Here is a 16,251-nt window from a genome sequence, read left to right as displayed (position 1 = left end):
GTGATCGCCGCCGTCAGCGTGGTCTTGCCATGGTCGACGTGGCCAATGGTGCCAACGTTGACGTGTGGCTTGCTGCGTTCGAATTTAGCTTTGGACATCCCGCTCTACCCTTACTCTTTACTGTTTCTTGGAGACCGCTTCGGCAATGCTGGCGGGCACCTCGTTGTACTTGCTGAATTCCATGCTGTAGGTCGCACGGCCCTGAGTCGCCGACCGGAGGTCGGTGGCGTATCCGAACATCTCGGACAAGGGAACCTCGGCACGGATGATCTTCCCGGAGGGCGCGTCGTCCATGCCCTGAATCATGCCGCGACGGCTGTTGAGGTCGCCCATGACGTCGCCCATGTTCTCCTCGGGGGTCACGACCTCGACCTTCATGATGGGCTCGAGCAGCACGGGCTTGGCCTTGGCCGCGGCCTCCTTGATCGCCATAGAACCAGCGATCTTGAACGCCATTTCGCTCGAGTCGACCTCGTGGTAGGAGCCGTCGAAGAGGGTGACCTTGACATCAACCATGGGGAAGCCGGCGATGACGCCGTTCTTCATGGCCTCCTGGATACCCTTGTCGACCGAGGGGATGTATTCCTTCGGGACCGAACCACCCACGATGGAGTTGACGAACTCGTACCCATCGCCCGCCTGCTGCGGCTCGACGCGAATGACGACGTGACCGTACTGACCGCGACCACCGGACTGGCGGGCGAACTTGGTGTTCTGCTCGACGGTGGCGCGAATGGTCTCGCGATAGCTGACCTGGGGCGCGCCCACATTGGCCTCGACCTTGAATTCGCGACGCATGCGGTCGACGAGGATCTCCAGATGCAGCTCGCCCATGCCGGAGATGATGGTCTGACCGGATTCCTCGTCGGTATAGACGCGGAAGGAGGGGTCTTCCTGGGCCAGCTTCTGCAGGGCGATGCCCATCTTCTCCTGGTCGCCCTTGGTCTTGGGCTCCACCGCGACCGAGATGACCGGCTCGGGGAACTCCATGCGCTCCAGGGTAATGATATTGTCGAGATCGCACAGGGTGTCACCCGTGGTGACGTCCTTCAGACCCACGGCCGCGGCGATATCGCCCGCGCGGACCTCCTTGAGCTCCTGACGATCGTTGGCGTGCATCTGCAGGATACGGCCGATGCGCTCCTTCTTGCCCTTGACCGGGTTGTAGACCGTATCGCCGGACTTGATGACACCGGAATAGACACGGAAGAAGGTCAGGGTACCGACGAAGGGGTCGGTCGCGATCTTGAACGCCAGGGAGGAGAAGGGCTCCTCGTCGGAGGAGTGACGCTCGCCCTCGGACTCGTCCTTGTCGTCCAGGACGCCCTTGATGGCGGGCACATCGACCGGAGACGGCATGTAGTCGATCACGGCGTCCAGCATGGCCTGAACACCCTTGTTCTTGAAGGCCGAGCCGCACATCATGGGGACGATTTCGCTGTTGAGGGTGCGCGCGCGCAGGCCGCCCTTGATCTCGTCCTCGGACAGCTCGACGCCCTCGAGGTACTTCTCCATCAGCTCTTCGCTGGCCTCGGCGGCAGCCTCGACCATCTTCTCGCGCCACTCTTCGCAGGTCGCAACCAGATCTTCCGGAATGTCGCGCAGTTCGTATTCCATGCCGCGCGAGGCATCGTCCCAGAAGACGGCCTTCATCTGCAGCAGGTCGACGACGCCCTTGAAGTCTTCCTCGGCGCCGATCGGAACCTGGATCGGAATCGGATTGCCGCCCAACCGATCCTTCACCTGACCGACGACACGGAAGAAGTTGGCGCCCATGCGGTCCATTTTGTTGACGAACGCGAGACGCGGGACACCGTATTTGTCGGCCTGACGCCAGACGGTCTCCGACTGGGGCTCGACACCACCGACCGCGCAGAAGACGGCGCAGGCGCCGTCCAAAACACGCAGCGAACGCTCCACCTCGATGGTGAAGTCGACGTGTCCGGGGGTATCGATGATGTTGATGCGATGTTCAGGGCGTTCCCGACTCATGCCTTTCCAGAAGCAGGTCGTCGCAGCGGACGTGATGGTGATACCACGCTCCTGCTCCTGCTCCATCCAGTCCATGGTGGCCGCACCGTCGTGCACTTCACCGATCTTGTGCGAGACGCCCGTATAGAAAAGGATGCGCTCTGTAGTGGTGGTCTTCCCGGCATCGATATGCGCCATGATACCGAGATTGCGATACCGCTCGATGGGTGTGCTACGTGCCACGACTGAATCCGCCCTGAAATCTTAAAGATCGCTAAAACAAACGCTACCGGCTTCGGCTCGGCGCTACCAGCGGTAGTGCGAGAATGCCTTGTTGGCCTCCGCCATGCGGTGCGTATCCTCCTTCTTCTTGACCGCCGATCCGCGAGAATCGGCCGCGTCCATCAGCTCGCCGGCGAGACGCTGGGCCATGGACTTCTCGGATCGCTTGCGGGCCGCGTCGATCAACCAGCGCATCGCCAAGGAATTGCGACGCGTCGGACGCACCTCGACCGGGACCTGATAGGTGGCGCCACCGACACGACGGGACTTGACCTCGACCACCGGGCGGACGTTCTCCATCGCCAGCTCGAGCAGCTCGACGGGCTGACCGCCCTTCTTCTCGGCCACCTGATCCAGGGCCTTGTAGATGATCCGCTCGGCCACGGACTTCTTACCATCTTCCATCATCATATTGATGAACTTGGTCAACAATTCGCTTCCGTGCTTCGGATCCGGGAGGATCTGGCGACGGGCGGCAACACGTCTTCTCGGCATGATCTTTAAGACTCCGACCTGGGTCGTTGAAGGGGTTCGCTGTGGGAGATCGCTTCAGCGGACATCATTTCTTCGGACGCTTGGCACCATACTTGGAACGCCCTTGACGCCGCTTCTCGACACCCGAGGTGTCCAGCGTGCCGCGCACGGTGTGATAGCGCACGCCAGGCAAGTCCTTGACGCGGCCGCCACGAATCAGGACCACCGAGTGCTCCTGCAGGTTGTGCCCTTCACCACCGATATAGGAGGCGACCTCGAAGCCGTTGGTCAGACGCACGCGGGCGACCTTGCGCAGAGCCGAGTTCGGCTTCTTCGGGGTCGTGGTATAGACGCGCGTGCAGACGCCGCGGCGCTGCGGGCATGCCTCCAACGCGGGCACGTTGGACTTGGCCACGTTGCGTTGGCGGGGCTTCCGAACGAGTTGGTTGATCGTTGCCATGTGCAATCAGTCTCCAGCGGCGCCCTCGCGCCATAATCACGAGAGCCGTACGACAGCTGCGCGAAACCCAGCCAGCGCAAAACCACCAGCTGTGACGCACGAATGCGATCGATCGACTCGGGGACCGGGCGGGTGTGCCCAGACCAAGAAACCGGACTTAGAAAATGAGACTAGCCGGCAGATCGCCGGCTAGCTGAGACAGAGCAGTATAGGGAGCTACCCTAGGCATGTCAACATCCTATCGAGGATGAAGTCAAACCCAGGGGGGCTCTCCGCCCTACTCCGCTTCCGAGGTATTGAGGGCCTTCTTGAGCGCCTCCTCGAGTTCCTCGGTCGCCATCTCGACCTTGGAGCCGCCCTGACCATCCAGGATCCGCTGACGGCGGCGATCCTGATGATACGCCAGCCCCGTGCCGGCCGGAATCAGACGCCCGACGATGACGTTCTCCTTCAGACCCAGCAGACGATCGGTCGAGCCTCGGACCGCGGCCTCGGTCAGAACGCGCGTGGTCTCCTGGAAGGAGGCCGCCGAGATGAAGGACTCGGTCGCCAGCGAGGCCTTGGTGATACCCAGCAGCAGCGGCTCGAACAGCGCGGGCTGCTTGCCCTCGGCCATGGCGCGCTTGTTCTCGTCCAGGAGCTGGATGTACTCGACCTGCTCGCCGCGCAGCAGTCTGGTGTCCCCAGGCGCCGTGATCTCGACCTTGCGCAGCATCTGACGCACGATGACCTCGATGTGCTTGTCGTTGATCTTCACGCCCTGCAGACGATAGACGTCCTGGATCTCCTTGACCAGATACTCGGCCAGGGCGGTGACGCCCTTGAGACGCAGGATGTCGTGCGAGGACAGCTCGCCGTCCGCGATCACCTCGCCGCGCTCCACGCGCTCGCCCTCGAAGACGTTGACGTGACGCCACTTGGGGATCAGCTCCTCGACCGTCTCGCCGTCGTCCTGGGTGATGACGAGACGCTGCTTGCCCTTGGTGTCCTTGCCGAAGCTGATGGTACCGCTCGCCTCGGCGAGCAGCGCCGGCTCCTTGGGCTTGCGCGCCTCGAAGAGGTCGGCGACGCGCGGCAGACCGCCCGTGATGTCGCGGGTCTTGGAAGACTCCTGCGGGATACGCGCCAGGATGTCGCCGACACCGACCTGGGCCCCGTTGGTGACGCTGACGATAGCGCCGGAGGACAAGGCATAGCGGGCCGGCAGATCGGTACCCGCGATATTGAGCTCGTTGCCGTCGTCGTCGAGCAGCTTCACCATCGGACGCAGGTCCTTGCCGGCGGCCGGACGCTGCTTGGGATCGATGACCACGAGCGAGCTGAGTCCGGTGACGTCGTCGGTCTGCGCCTGAACGGTCACGCCCTCGATGAAGTCCTCGAACTCCAGGGTACCCGCCACCTCGGTGACCACCGGATGGGTGTGGGGGTCCCAGCTGGCCACCACGTCGCCCGGCTTGACCGCGTCGCCGTCGGAGACGCGCAGGGTGGCGCCGTAGGGCACCTTGTAGCGCTCCTTCTCCATGTTGCGGTCGTCGACGACCGTGAGCTCGCCGGAGCGCGAGACGGCCACCAGATTGCCGGAGTGGTGCCGGACCGTCTTGATGTTATGCAGACGGGCCGAACCGCTGTTCTTGATGTCGATACTGTTGACCGCCGCCGCCCTGGATGCCGCGCCACCGATGTGGAAGGTCCGCATGGTGAGCTGGGTACCCGGCTCGCCGATCGACTGGGCCGCGATGACGCCCACCGCCTCGCCCATGTTGACGCGATGACCGCGCGCCAGGTCGCGGCCATAGCACTGAGCGCAAACGCCGAGGCGCGATTCGCAGGTGATGGGCGAGCGCACGCGCACCTGGTCGATACCCACCTCTTCGAAACGCTGGACCCAGCCCTCGTCGAGCAGGGTTCCGGCCTCGCAGACCAGTTCGTCCGTGCCGGGGCGATAGACGTCGATGGCACAAACGCGACCGAGGATCCGCTCGCGCAACGGCTCGACGACGTCGCCGCCCTCGATGATGGGCGCCATGAGCAGACCCTGCTCGGTGCCGCAGTCCTCTTCGAGGACTACCATGTCCTGGGCCACGTCGACCAGTCGCCGGGTCAGGTAACCCGAGTTGGCGGTCTTGAGCGCCGTATCGGCCAGACCCTTACGAGCGCCGTGGGTCGAGATGAAGTACTGGATGACGTTCAGACCCTCGCGGAAGTTCGCGGTGATCGGCGTCTCGATGATGGAGCCGTCCGGCTTGGCCATGAGACCGCGCATACCGGCGAGCTGACGGATCTGCTGGGCGGAACCACGAGCACCCGAGTTGGCCATCATGTAGATGGAGTTGAACGAGTCCTGGTTGCGCTCGACCGCCAGACGTTTGGGCGCGTCCTTGAGACCACCGAGGATGCGGTCGCGCCGATCCTGCCCCTTGACCTTCTCGAGATCGACGCGATCCAGCACGGACGGGCGGTATTCGTCGGACAGCGCACCGAAGGCCTCGATGAAGACGGCCAGATCGATCTCCTCGCGCGCCAGACGCCCACAGGCATCGACCAGCTTGCCCTGCCACTCGTTGAAGAGACGCTTGACGGCGTCGAGCGCCTCGCCTTCCAGAACGCCGAGCACCAGCTGACGGTACTCGGACAGCATACGCTCGGCCTCGAAGGCGGGATCCCCCGTGGTCTCCTCGGTACCCAGCTTGCTCATCATGGCCTTGGCGACCTGGTCGTTGGTGCGCGACCAGATGTCCACGACCTTGTTGTAGCGCTCGCCGTTGGTGACAAGACCCGAGGCGTACTGCTGCTGGATCTCCTGGACCTCGGCCTCGGCCGCGGCCAGCAGCGAGCCCTTGTCCATCTTGGCGTCCACCGCGTCGCTCGGCACCTCCATGTCGTCGAGACCGATGGAGACGCCGGCGCGGGTCGCCATGCGGAAGCCCAGATACATGATCTGGTCGGCAAAGACGACCGTGTCCTTGAGACCCAGACGGCGATAGCAGGTGTTGATCAGAAGCGAGATCTGCTTCTTGCCCATCGGCCGATCGACCAGCTCGAACGGCAGACCCCAGGGCACGATGGCGAATACCAGGGCACGACCGAGCGTCGTGGTCTTGATGCTGGTCACATCGCGCAGGGTGCCGTCCTTCTCCTTGATGCCCTCGCGGATGCGCACCCGGCAGCGGGCGTGCAGATCGGCCATGCCGGTCTCGTAGGCGCGGCGGGCCTCGTCGATGTTGGAGAAGGCGCTGCCCTCGCCCTTGGCGCCGACGCGCTCGCGCGTCATGTAGTAGAGCCCGAGCACCACGTCCTGAGAGGGCACGATGATGGGTTCGCCGTTGGCGGGCGAGAGGATGTTGTTCGAGGCCATCATGAGGGCGCGCGCCTCGAGCTGGGCCTCCAGCGAGAGCGGCACGTGCACGGCCATCTGGTCGCCGTCGAAGTCGGCGTTGAAGGCGGTGCAGACCAGCGGGTGGAGCTGGATGGCCTTGCCCTCGATCAGCACCGGCTCGAAGGCTTGGATACCCAGGCGGTGCAGGGTCGGCGCGCGGTTGAGCATGACCGGATGCTCGCGGATGACCTCCTCGAGGATATCCCAGACCTCGGCCGTGCCGCGCTCGACCATCTTCTTGGCCGCCTTGATGGTGGCCGCCTGGCCGCGCAGCTGCAGCTTGCTGAAGATGAAGGGCTTGAACAGCTCGAGCGCCATGCGCTTGGGCAGACCGCATTGGTGCAGCTTGAGGGTCGGACCCACCACGATGACCGAGCGGCCGGAATAGTCGACGCGCTTGCCCAGCAGGTTCTGACGGAAACGCCCCTGCTTGCCCTTGATCATGTCGGCGAGCGACTTGAGCGGACGCTTGTTGGTGCCGGTGATGGCACGGCCGCGACGGCCGTTGTCGAGCAGGGCGTCGACCGACTCCTGGAGCATGCGCTTCTCGTTGCGCACGATGATGTCGGGCGCGATCAGGTCGAGCAGGCGCTTGAGACGGTTGTTGCGGTTGATGACGCGGCGATAGAGATCGTTCAGATCCGAGGTCGCGAAGCGGCCGCCGTCCAGCGGCACCAGCGGACGCAGCTCGGGCGGCAGCACCGGCAGCACGGTCAGGATCATCCACTCTGGGCGGTTGCCCGAGGCGAGCAGCGATTCCATCAGCTTGAGCCGCTTGGAGAGCTTCTTGATCTTGGTCTCGGAGTTGGTGCCCTCGATCTCCTCGCGCATGCGCCGGATCTCGGCGGCCATGTCGATGGTGCGCAGCAGCTCGAAGACGGCCTCGGCGCCCATGCGGGCGTCGAACTCGTCGCCGTTGGCCTCCAGGGCATCCAGATACTGCTCGTCGTTGAGCAGCTGGCCGCGCTCGAGTTCCTGTACCAGGCCCGGGTCGATGACGACGAAGGACTCGAAATAGAGGATGCGCTCGATATCGCGCAGGGTCATGTCGAGCAGCAGACCGATGCGCGACGGCAGCGACTTGAGGAACCAGATGTGGGCGACCGGGCTGGCGAGATCGATGTGGCCCATGCGCTCGCGGCGAACCTTGGCCAGCGTCACCTCGACGCCGCACTTCTCGCAGACGACGCCGCGGTGCTTGAGACGCTTGTACTTGCCGCAGATGCACTCGTAGTCGGTGATGGGGCCGAAGATCTTGGCGCAGAAGAGACCGTCACGCTCCGGCTTGAAGGTGCGGTAGTTGATGGTCTCCGGCTTCTTGACCTCGCCATAGGACCAGGAACGGATCATCTCGGGAGAGGCGAGCCCGATCTTGATGGCGTCGAATTCCAGCGCCTGGCCTTGCTGCTTGATGATTTTGAGTAGATCTTTCAAGACCTTTGTCTCCTGCCTGGGATAACCGGCGTAGGATGGGTAGAGCGGTGGCGAAACCCATCGCAACAACGTGCGAACTCGAATGCCCAGGGTGCGGCGGCGAGCGCCGCCGCACCCCGGAAGTCATCAATCCTGCTGCAGCTCGACGTTGATCGCGAGCGAGCGGATCTCCTTGACCAGCACGTTGAAGGACTCGGGCATGCCCGCCTCCATCCGATGGTCTCCATCGACGATGTTCTTGTACATCTTGGTCCGGCCGTTGACGTCGTCCGACTTGACCGTGAGCATCTCCTGGAGCGTGTAGGAGGCGCCGTAGGCCTCGAGCGCCCAGACCTCCATCTCGCCGAAGCGCTGTCCGCCGAACTGCGCCTTGCCGCCGAGCGGCTGTTGCGTGACCAGGCTGTAGGGACCGGTCGAGCGGGCGTGCATCTTGTCGTCGACCAGATGGTTCAGCTTGATCATGTACATGTAGCCGACCGTCACCGGACGCTCGAACTGATCGCCCGAGCGGCCGTCGAAGAGGACCGTCTGGCCGTTCGGAACGCCCTGGGCCGTGTTGTCGCGCTCCGCGAGCGCCAGCATGGAGATGATCTCCTCCTCGGTCGCACCGTCGAAGACCGGGGTGGCCAGAGGCACACCCTTGGTCAGGTTGCGCGCCAGCTCGATCACCTCGTCGTCCGAGAATGAATCGAGATCCTCCTTCTTGCCGCTGGTGTTGTAGACCTGATCCAGGAAGCCGCGCAGCTCGGCGACCGCGACCTGCTGCTTGAGCATGCGATCGATGCGGTCGCCCAGACCGTTCGCCGCCCACCCCAGATGGGTCTCCAGCACCTGTCCGACGTTCATGCGCGAGGGTACGCCCAGCGGATTCAGCACGATGTCGACCGGAACGCCGTCCGCCGAGAAGGGCATGTCCTCGACCGGAACCACCTTCGAGATGACGCCCTTGTTGCCGTGACGGCCCGCCATCTTGTCGCCCGGCTGGATGCGGCGCTTCACGGCCACGTAGACCTTGACCATCTTGAGCACGCCGGGCGCGAGATCGTCGCCGCTGGCGATCTTGCGCTTCTTGATCTCGTAGCGCTCGCGGAACTCCTCGCGCTGCTGCTTGACCTGGGCCGCGACCGCCTCGAGCTGGGTCGCGATCTCCTCGTCCTGCATGCGGATCTCGAACCACTGATCGCGCGAGCCCTTCTCCAGCAAACCCTGCAGATAGGCCTTGGTGATCTTGGAGCCGGGCTTGAGACCGCTGGGCCCACCGTCGGCCACCTTGCCGGTCAGCATCTTCTCGACGCGGTAGAAGGTGTCGTTCTCCATGATGCGCTGCTGATCGGCGAAGTCCTTGCGCACCCGCTCGAGTTCCATCTCCTCGATCTGCAGCGCGCGCTTGTCCTTCTCGACACCGTCGCGGGTGAAGACCTGGACGTCGACCACGGTGCCGTTCATGCCGGAGGGCAGACGCAGCGAGGTATCCTTCACGTCCGAGGCCTTCTCGCCGAAGATGGCGCGCAGCAGCTTCTCCTCGGGGGTCAGCTGGGTCTCGCCCTTGGGCGTGACCTTGCCGACCAGGATGTCGCCGTCGCGCACCTCGGCACCGACATAGACGATGCCGGAATCGTCGAGCTTGGACAACGCCGACTCGCCGACGTTCGGGATGTCGCCGGTGATCTCCTCGGGCCCCAGCTTGGTGTCGCGGGCCAGACAGGACAGCTCCTCGATATGGATGCTGGTGAAGCGATCCTCCTGCACCACGCGCTCGGAGATGAGGATGGAATCCTCGAAGTTGTAGCCGTTCCAGGGCATGAAGGCGACGCGCAGATTCTGACCCAGGGCCAGCTCGCCCATGTCGGTCGAGGGACCGTCGGCCAGCACGTCGCCGCGCGCGACGGCGTTGCCCGGCTTGACCAGGGGACGCTGATTGATACAGGTGTTCTGGTTCGAGCGGGTGTACTTGGTCAGATTGTAGATGTCGACGCCGGGCACGCCGGGCACCGCCTCGTCGTCGTTGACCCGAACCACGATACGGGCCGCGTCGACCGACTCGATGAGCCCGCCGCGACGCGCGACCACGCAGACGCCCGAGTCCTTGGCGACCACGCGCTCCATGCCGGTGCCGACCAGCGGCTTCTCGGCGCGCAGGGTAGGCACGGCCTGACGCTGCATGTTCGATCCCATGAGGGCGCGGTTGGCGTCGTCGTGCTCGAGGAAGGGAATCAGCGAGGCCGCCACCGAGACGATCTGACGCGGCGAGACGTCCATGTACTGGACGTCCTCCGGGGGACGCATGGTGAACTCGTTGGCGTGCCGGCAGGAGACCAGGGGATCGATCAGCTCGCCCGCGTCGCCCAGGGTCGCGTTGGCCTGGGCGATGACGTAGTTGCCTTCCTCGATCGCCGAGAGATAGTCGATCCGATCGGTGACGCGCCCGTTCTCGATGCGGATGTAGGGCGTCTCGAGGAAACCGTACGAATTGGTCCGGGCATAGACGGCCAGCGAGTTGATCAGACCGATGTTCGGGCCTTCAGGGGTCTCGATCGGACAGACGCGGCCATAGTGGGTCGGATGCACGTCGCGCACCTCGAAGCCCGCGCGCTCGCGCGCCAGACCGCCGGGACCGAGCGCCGAGACGCGACGCTTGTGGGTGACCTCGGAGAGCGGGTTGTTCTGGTCCATGAACTGCGACAGCTGACTGGAGCCGAAGAACTCCTTGATCGCCGCCGAGACCGGCTTGGCGTTGATCAGCTCCTGCGGCATCAGGCCCTCGGACTCGGCCAGGGACAGACGCTCCTTGACGGCGCGCTCGACGCGCACCAGGCCGACGCGGAACTGATTCTCGGCCATCTCGCCGACGCAGCGGATGCGGCGGTTGCCCAGATGGTCGATGTCGTCGACCGTACCGCGGCCGTTGCGCAGCTCGACCAGCACCTTGAGCGCGTCGATGATGTCCGAGACGTCGTCGCCGAGCTCCTCGTGGAGCTTCTTGGAAAAATCGTCGGTCCGGCTGGCGAAATAGCGCCCGTCGTAGATGACGCCGGGCCCCTCCTCCGAGGGACGGCCGAGGCGGCGATTGAACTTCATGCGGCCGACGGCCGAGAGGTCGTAGCGATCCGAGGTGAAGAAGAGATTGTTGAACAGATTCTGGGCGGCCTCCTTGGTCGGCGGCTCGCCCGGACGCATCATGCGGTAGATCTCGACCTGCGCCTCCAGATCCGAGGTGGTCGGGTCGATGCGCAGGGTCTCGGAGATATAGGGCCCCTGATCGAGATCGTTGACGAACAGGGTCTCGAGCGTCTCGATTCCCTTCTGGAGCAGGGACTCCAGCATCTCCGCGGTGATGGGCTCGTTGGCCTCGGCGAGCACCTCGCCGGTATCCGTATCGATCTGGGAATGCGCCAGGATACGGCCGATCAGGAACTCGGCGGGTACCTCGAGACGCTCGACGCCGGCCTTCTGCAGCTCGCGGATGTGACGCGCGGTCACGCGACGGCCGGACTCCACCAGCACCTCGTCGCCGATCTTGACGTCGAAGCCGACGGTCTCGCCGCGCAGACGTTCGGGCACCAGGTCCAGAGTCACGGTCTTGCCCTGGATGCGGAAGGTATCGGTCTCGAAGAAGCGCCCGAGGATCTCCTCGACGCTGTAGCCGAGCGCGCGCAGCAGCACGGTCGCCGGCAGCTTGCGGCGACGGTCGATACGCACGAAGACGTTGTCCTTGGGATCGAACTCGAAATCGAGCCAGGACCCGCGGTAGGGGATGACGCGCGCCGAGAAGAGCAGCTTGCCCGACGAATGGGTCTTGCCCTTGTCGTGGTCGAAGAAGACGCCCGGGGAACGGTGCAGCTGCGAGACGATGACGCGCTCGGTACCGTTGATGATGAAGGTACCGGTCTCGGTCATGAGCGGCAGTTCGCCCATGTAGACCTCTTGCTCGCGGATGTCCTTGACGACCTTGGAGCCGGCCGGGGCGTCCTTGTCGTAGATCACCAGACGGAGCAGCACGCGCAGCGGAGCGGCGAAGGTGGCACCGCGCAGGTGACACTCGCGCTCGTCGAAGACCGGCTCGCCGAGCCGATACTTCACATATTCGAGGACGGCGTTGCCGGAATAGCTCTCGATCGGGAAGACCGACTTGAACGCCGCATGGAGCCCCACCTCGCGGCGATCCTTGACCGCACGGTCGGCTTGCAGGAACTCGTGGTAGGAGTCGATCTGCGTCGCCAGAAGGAACGGCACGTCCAGAATGCTCGGACGCTTGCCGAAGTCTTTGCGGATACGCTTCTTTTCGGTGAACGAATAGGCCATTATGCCTTCCCTCGAGGTGCTTGCTTGAGTCCCTGACGGGGCGTGAACTCTGGTGCGGGTTGCAGACGGCAAGGTACGATCATCGAACCGACAGCCCAGAGAGCACCGCGCATGGCGCCGACACCGGGACAGGGTACGCCGTCGGCCTGTCTAGACCCAACGGGAAAAGGCCGGCGGCTCGTCGCCGCCAGCCCGGACGCTTCGCTGAGGTAGCGACGCAATGCGCCGTTACTTGATTTCGACGGACGCGCCAGCCTCTTCGAGCTCCTTCTTGGCCGCTTCGGCCTCGGCCTTGGAGATACCTTCCTTCAGGGTGGTCGGAGCGCCTTCGACGGCGTCCTTCGCTTCCTTCAGGCCAAGACCGGTGAGACCGCGGACGGCCTTGATGACGCCGACCTTGTTGGCGCCGAACGAGGTCAGGACCACGTCGAACTCGGTCTGCTCCTCGGCCGGAGCGGCATCGCCACCACCCGCGCCAGGCGCGGCGACGGCGACGGCGGCAGCGGCGGTCACGCCGAACTTCTCTTCCATCGCGCTGATGAGGTCGACGACCTCGAGCACGGTCATGTTGCCAATCGCTTCGAGAATCTCGTCTTTCGAAACGGCCATGGGTTTCTCCTAGAGTCTAAAACGGGTAAATCGGATTGCTGATGGATCGAGGACGCCGATCAGGCGGCCTCTTTGGCATCGCGAACCGCGGCAATGGTGCGGACCAGCTTGCCCGGCACCTCGTTGATGGTCGCTGCGAGCTTCTGCACCGGAGCCTTCATGACCGACATCAGCATGCTGACCGCCTGATCGTAGGTCGGCATCTTGGCGAGTGCGCCAATATCCGACGGATCGAGCAGCTTGCCGCCCAGGGCGATCAGACGCACCTGGAATTTGTCGTGCTCCTTCGCAAACGCCTCGACGACACGCGCTGCGGCACCCGGATCTTCCTGCGAGAATGCGAGAATCATGGGCCCGGTCAGGCCATCCCGCATGCAGGCGAAATCTGTGTCTTCCAGCGCACGCCGAGCCAGGGTATTCTTGACCACGCGAACATAGACACCGGACTTGCGCGCTTCCACGCGAAGCTTGGTGATCTGCTCGACGGTCAAGCCCCGATATTCGGCACCGATGGCCGAATAGGCGCTCTTGGCGACTTCCGCGACTTCGGCGACGATTGCTTCTTTTTGCGCAAAATTCAGCGCCACTGTCGTCACCTCCAAGCTAGATAACCCGACCGAAGCCGGGCGGCGTCCCAGCGAACCGCCTCCCGCGGTCTCTGATACGCCAGTACGTGCGCCTTCATCAGCAATACAACCTGACTCGGGAGCACCGTCTGCGCAGGCGTCGGATGCCATTAAGCCGCATCGATTCCAGTCCCTCCGATCGACGCGGCACCTGCGGTCTTTGACGGCCTCCGGCGGTTGCCGAGACCTCAAAGAAACCTCGAACGCCCCGGCGCGACGAGCACCGGGGCATCGAACTTACATGCTCAAGCCGGAATGATCGACCGCCAGGCCAGGACCCATGGTGCTGGAGACGGTGACCTTCTTCATGTAGACGCCCTTGGCGGCACTGGGCTTCGCCTTCATGAGGCTGGCCAGCAGGGCTTCCAGGTTCTCGCGGAGCTTCACCGGATCGAAATCGACCTTGCCGAGCGGGCAATGGATGATGCCGGCCTTGTCGGTGCGGTAGCGAACCTGACCGGCCTTGGCATTGCGCACGGCCTCGGCGACGTCCGGGGACACGGTGCCCACCTTGGGGTTCGGCATGAGACCGCGGGGACCCAGCACCTTGCCGAGCTGACCGACGATCCGCATGGCATCCGGCGAGGCGATGACCACGTCGTAGTCGATCTGGCCGGCCTTCATCTCTTCGGCGAGGTCCTCGAAGCCGACGCGATCCGCACCGGCCTCAGTCGCCGCATCGGCATTGGCACCCTGGGTGAAGACGGCGACCCGAACGGTCTTGCCGATGCCATGGGGCAGCACGGTGGAACCTCGCACGACCTGATCGGACTTGCGCGGATCGACGCCGAGATTGACGGAAACATCGACGCTCTCGGCGAACTTGACCTGGGACAGCTCCTTCAGGAGGGCGAATGCCTCTTCAGCGGGATAGGCCTTGCCCGGCTCGACCCGCTCGCGGATCGCCTGAATACGCTTGGATACACGTGCCATCAGTTCACCCCCTCGACGTCGAGACCCATGGCGCGCGCGCTACCGGCGATGGTGCGAACGGCGGCATCCATATCGGCTGCGGTCAGGTCGGGCATCTTGGTGGTCGCGATCTGCTCGAGCTGCTCGCGCGTCACGGTTCCGACCTTGTTGGTGTTCGGATTCGAGCTGCCCTTCGGAAGCCCCATGACCTTCTTCAGCAGCACGGACGCTGGAGGCGTCTTGGTGATGAAGGTGAAGCTGCGGTCGGAGTAGACGGTGATGACGACCGGCGTCGGCAGCCCTTTCTCCATCTCCTGCGTCCGGGCGTTGAACGCCTTGCAGAACTCCATGATGTTCACGCCATGCTGACCAAGCGCTGGGCCGACGGGAGGGCTGGGATTGGCCTCGCCCGCCTTGACCTGCAGCTTGATGTAGGCATTGATCTTCTTTGCCACGATAAGCCTCCAAATGGGTACAATCGCCAGAGATGGATACCCTGGCTCCCCGGAATGTCCCTAGCGAGGGGACAGGACATGAAGACCGAGCCGGAAGACCGGGCTCAGCCATGCTTCGAATTCATAATCTCTTATGAACGGGAGCCACCTGAACGGTCGCCCCCTGTCCGATCAGCCTTTCTCGACCTGGGAGAACTCGAGATCGACCGGCGTCGAGCGGCCGAAGATAAGCACGGACACCTTGACGCGGCTCTTGTCGTAATCGACATCCTCGACGACACCATTGAAATCGGTGAAGGGACCGTCGATCACGCGCACCACCTCGCCAGGCTCGTAAAGCACCTTGGGGCGCGGCTTTTCGCCACCTTCCTGAAGTCGCTGAAGAATGACCTGAGCCTGGGAATCGGGCACCGGGGCCGGGCGATCGCCCGTTCCACCGATGAAGCCCATGACCTTGGGGACGCTCTTGACGAGATGCCAGGTCTCGTCGGTCATCTCCATGTTGACGAGGACATAACCCGGAAAGAATTTGCGCTCACTCTTGCGCTGCTGACCGCCGCGCATTTCAACGACCTCTTCGGTCGGAACCAGGATCATCCCGAACTGGTCCTCGAGACCGGCACGCTTGACGCGATCCTCGAGCGAACGCTTCACCTGCCCCTCGAAGCCCGAGTAGGCATGGATGACGTACCAACGCATTGACATCCTCAGCCCCCCTGACCGGTCAGGAATCGCAAGATCGCCATCAGGACCATGTCGAACAACCAGAGCAGGATGCCTAGAATCAGCACCATGACGACAACGACGAGCGTCGTCTGCAGCGTTTCCTGACGCGTCGGCCAAACGACCTTGCGGACTTCCATCCGCGCATCGGAAACGAACTGCCACAGAAGGCGTCCACGCTCGGTCTGGAAGGCGACCGCAACCGCCGCGCCACTGATCACCAGAAGACCGATGACGCGCAGAAGGGTCGAGATACCCGAGAAGTAATAGAAGGCAAAGATGCCGATTACCAACAGGAAAGCGGCGACGGCCAGCTTGATCGAATCCAAGCTGGCGCCACGGGCTTCTGCACGTGAATTCATGGAATCGCCTGTCGCCTAAGCGATGGGTTAAATGGCAGGCCAGGAGGGACTCGAACCCCCAACCTGCGGTTTTGGAGACCGCTGCTCTGCCAATTGAGCTACTGGCCTAAAATCGATAGTCAATCGCGGCGCGCCCCCGATTATGGGGTCACGCACCGGTAAAACACAAGATCACTCGATAATCTTGGCAACGACGCCGGCACCGACGGTACGGCCGCCCTCGCGCACCGCGAAGCGCAGACCCTCTTCCATCGCGATCGGCGCG

The 16,251-nt window shown here is 63.7% G+C and carries 13 protein-coding genes and 1 tRNA gene; all 14 read right to left on the bottom strand.

Annotation, left to right across the window (positions count from 1 at the left end; all coding sequences use genetic code 11):
- Positions 1-98, bottom strand: a 98-nt coding sequence (locus D779_RS21845) for a GTP-binding protein (RefSeq protein ID WP_043756394.1), incomplete at its 3' end; no start/stop codon positions are given.
- Positions 99-117: 19 nt separating this feature from the next.
- Positions 118-2,214, bottom strand: coding sequence for an elongation factor G (gene fusA / locus D779_RS17100; RefSeq protein WP_043756392.1), 2,097 nt, complete (start codon positions 2,212-2,214; stop codon positions 118-120).
- A 63-nt stretch (positions 2,215-2,277) separates the two neighbouring features.
- On the bottom strand, positions 2,278-2,748 hold the full coding sequence (rpsG, locus tag D779_RS17095) for a 30S ribosomal protein S7 (protein ID WP_043756390.1): 471 nt from the start codon (positions 2,746-2,748) through the stop codon (positions 2,278-2,280).
- Positions 2,749-2,812: 64 nt separating this feature from the next.
- Positions 2,813-3,187, bottom strand: coding sequence for a 30S ribosomal protein S12 (gene rpsL, locus D779_RS17090; RefSeq protein WP_043756388.1), 375 nt, complete (start codon positions 3,185-3,187; stop codon positions 2,813-2,815).
- Between the two features lie 277 nt (positions 3,188-3,464).
- Positions 3,465-7,997, bottom strand: a complete 4,533-nt coding sequence (rpoC, locus tag D779_RS22695; protein ID WP_043756387.1) for a DNA-directed RNA polymerase subunit beta' — start codon at positions 7,995-7,997, stop codon at positions 3,465-3,467.
- A gap of 126 nt (positions 7,998-8,123) precedes the next feature.
- On the bottom strand, positions 8,124-12,299 hold the full coding sequence (gene rpoB, locus D779_RS17080; protein ID WP_043756385.1) for a DNA-directed RNA polymerase subunit beta: 4,176 nt from the start codon (positions 12,297-12,299) through the stop codon (positions 8,124-8,126).
- A gap of 228 nt (positions 12,300-12,527) precedes the next feature.
- Positions 12,528-12,908, bottom strand: a complete 381-nt coding sequence (gene rplL / locus D779_RS17075) for a 50S ribosomal protein L7/L12 (RefSeq protein WP_043756383.1) — start codon at positions 12,906-12,908, stop codon at positions 12,528-12,530.
- Positions 12,909-12,967: 59 nt separating this feature from the next.
- Positions 12,968-13,495, bottom strand: coding sequence for a 50S ribosomal protein L10 (rplJ, locus tag D779_RS17070; protein ID WP_043756380.1), 528 nt, complete (start codon positions 13,493-13,495; stop codon positions 12,968-12,970).
- 276 nt (positions 13,496-13,771) lie between these two features.
- Entirely contained in the window at positions 13,772-14,467 is a 696-nt protein-coding gene (gene rplA / locus D779_RS17065; RefSeq protein ID WP_043756377.1) for a 50S ribosomal protein L1, read from the bottom strand.
- Positions 14,467-14,901: a 50S ribosomal protein L11 gene (gene rplK, locus D779_RS17060; RefSeq protein WP_043756375.1), complete on the bottom strand. Its 435-nt coding sequence runs from the start codon at positions 14,899-14,901 to the stop codon at positions 14,467-14,469. The genes rplA and rplK overlap by 1 nt, the downstream gene beginning before the upstream one ends.
- A gap of 171 nt (positions 14,902-15,072) precedes the next feature.
- Positions 15,073-15,606 (bottom strand): transcription termination/antitermination protein NusG, encoded by a 534-nt coding sequence (gene nusG, locus D779_RS17055; RefSeq protein WP_043756373.1) that lies wholly within the window; start codon positions 15,604-15,606, stop codon positions 15,073-15,075.
- Between the two features lie 2 nt (positions 15,607-15,608).
- Entirely contained in the window at positions 15,609-15,986 is a 378-nt protein-coding gene (secE, locus tag D779_RS17050; RefSeq protein WP_052348220.1) for a preprotein translocase subunit SecE, read from the bottom strand.
- 32 nt (positions 15,987-16,018) lie between these two features.
- Positions 16,019-16,094, bottom strand: a tRNA-Trp gene (locus D779_RS17045).
- A gap of 63 nt (positions 16,095-16,157) precedes the next feature.
- Positions 16,158-16,251 (bottom strand): EF-Tu C-terminal domain-related protein (locus D779_RS21830; RefSeq protein ID WP_369406488.1); only part of this gene is annotated, 94 nt, incomplete at its 5' end.

Source organism: Imhoffiella purpurea, assembly GCF_000585215.1.
In the GTDB taxonomy this organism is placed as follows: Bacteria; Pseudomonadota; Gammaproteobacteria; order Chromatiales; family Chromatiaceae; genus Imhoffiella; species Imhoffiella purpurea.
Note: the sequence above shows the minus strand (reverse complement) of the source record. Positions and strands in the feature narration are given on the sequence as shown.

Excerpts from the sequence above, each read along its gene's own strand:
- rpsG (WP_043756390.1), bottom strand. The coding sequence starts at position 2,748 with ATGCCGAGAAGACGTGTTGCCGCCCGTCGCCAGATCCTCCCGGATCCG.
- rpsL (WP_043756388.1), bottom strand. The coding sequence starts at position 3,187 with ATGGCAACGATCAACCAACTCGTTCGGAAGCCCCGCCAACGCAACGTG.
- rpoB (WP_043756385.1), bottom strand. The coding sequence starts at position 12,299 with ATGGCCTATTCGTTCACCGAAAAGAAGCGTATCCGCAAAGACTTCGGC.
- rplL (WP_043756383.1), bottom strand. The coding sequence starts at position 12,908 with ATGGCCGTTTCGAAAGACGAGATTCTCGAAGCGATTGGCAACATGACC.
- rplA (WP_043756377.1), bottom strand. The coding sequence starts at position 14,467 with ATGGCACGTGTATCCAAGCGTATTCAGGCGATCCGCGAGCGGGTCGAG.
- nusG (WP_043756373.1), bottom strand. The coding sequence starts at position 15,606 with ATGTCAATGCGTTGGTACGTCATCCATGCCTACTCGGGCTTCGAGGGG.
- secE (WP_052348220.1), bottom strand. The coding sequence starts at position 15,986 with ATGAATTCACGTGCAGAAGCCCGTGGCGCCAGCTTGGATTCGATCAAG.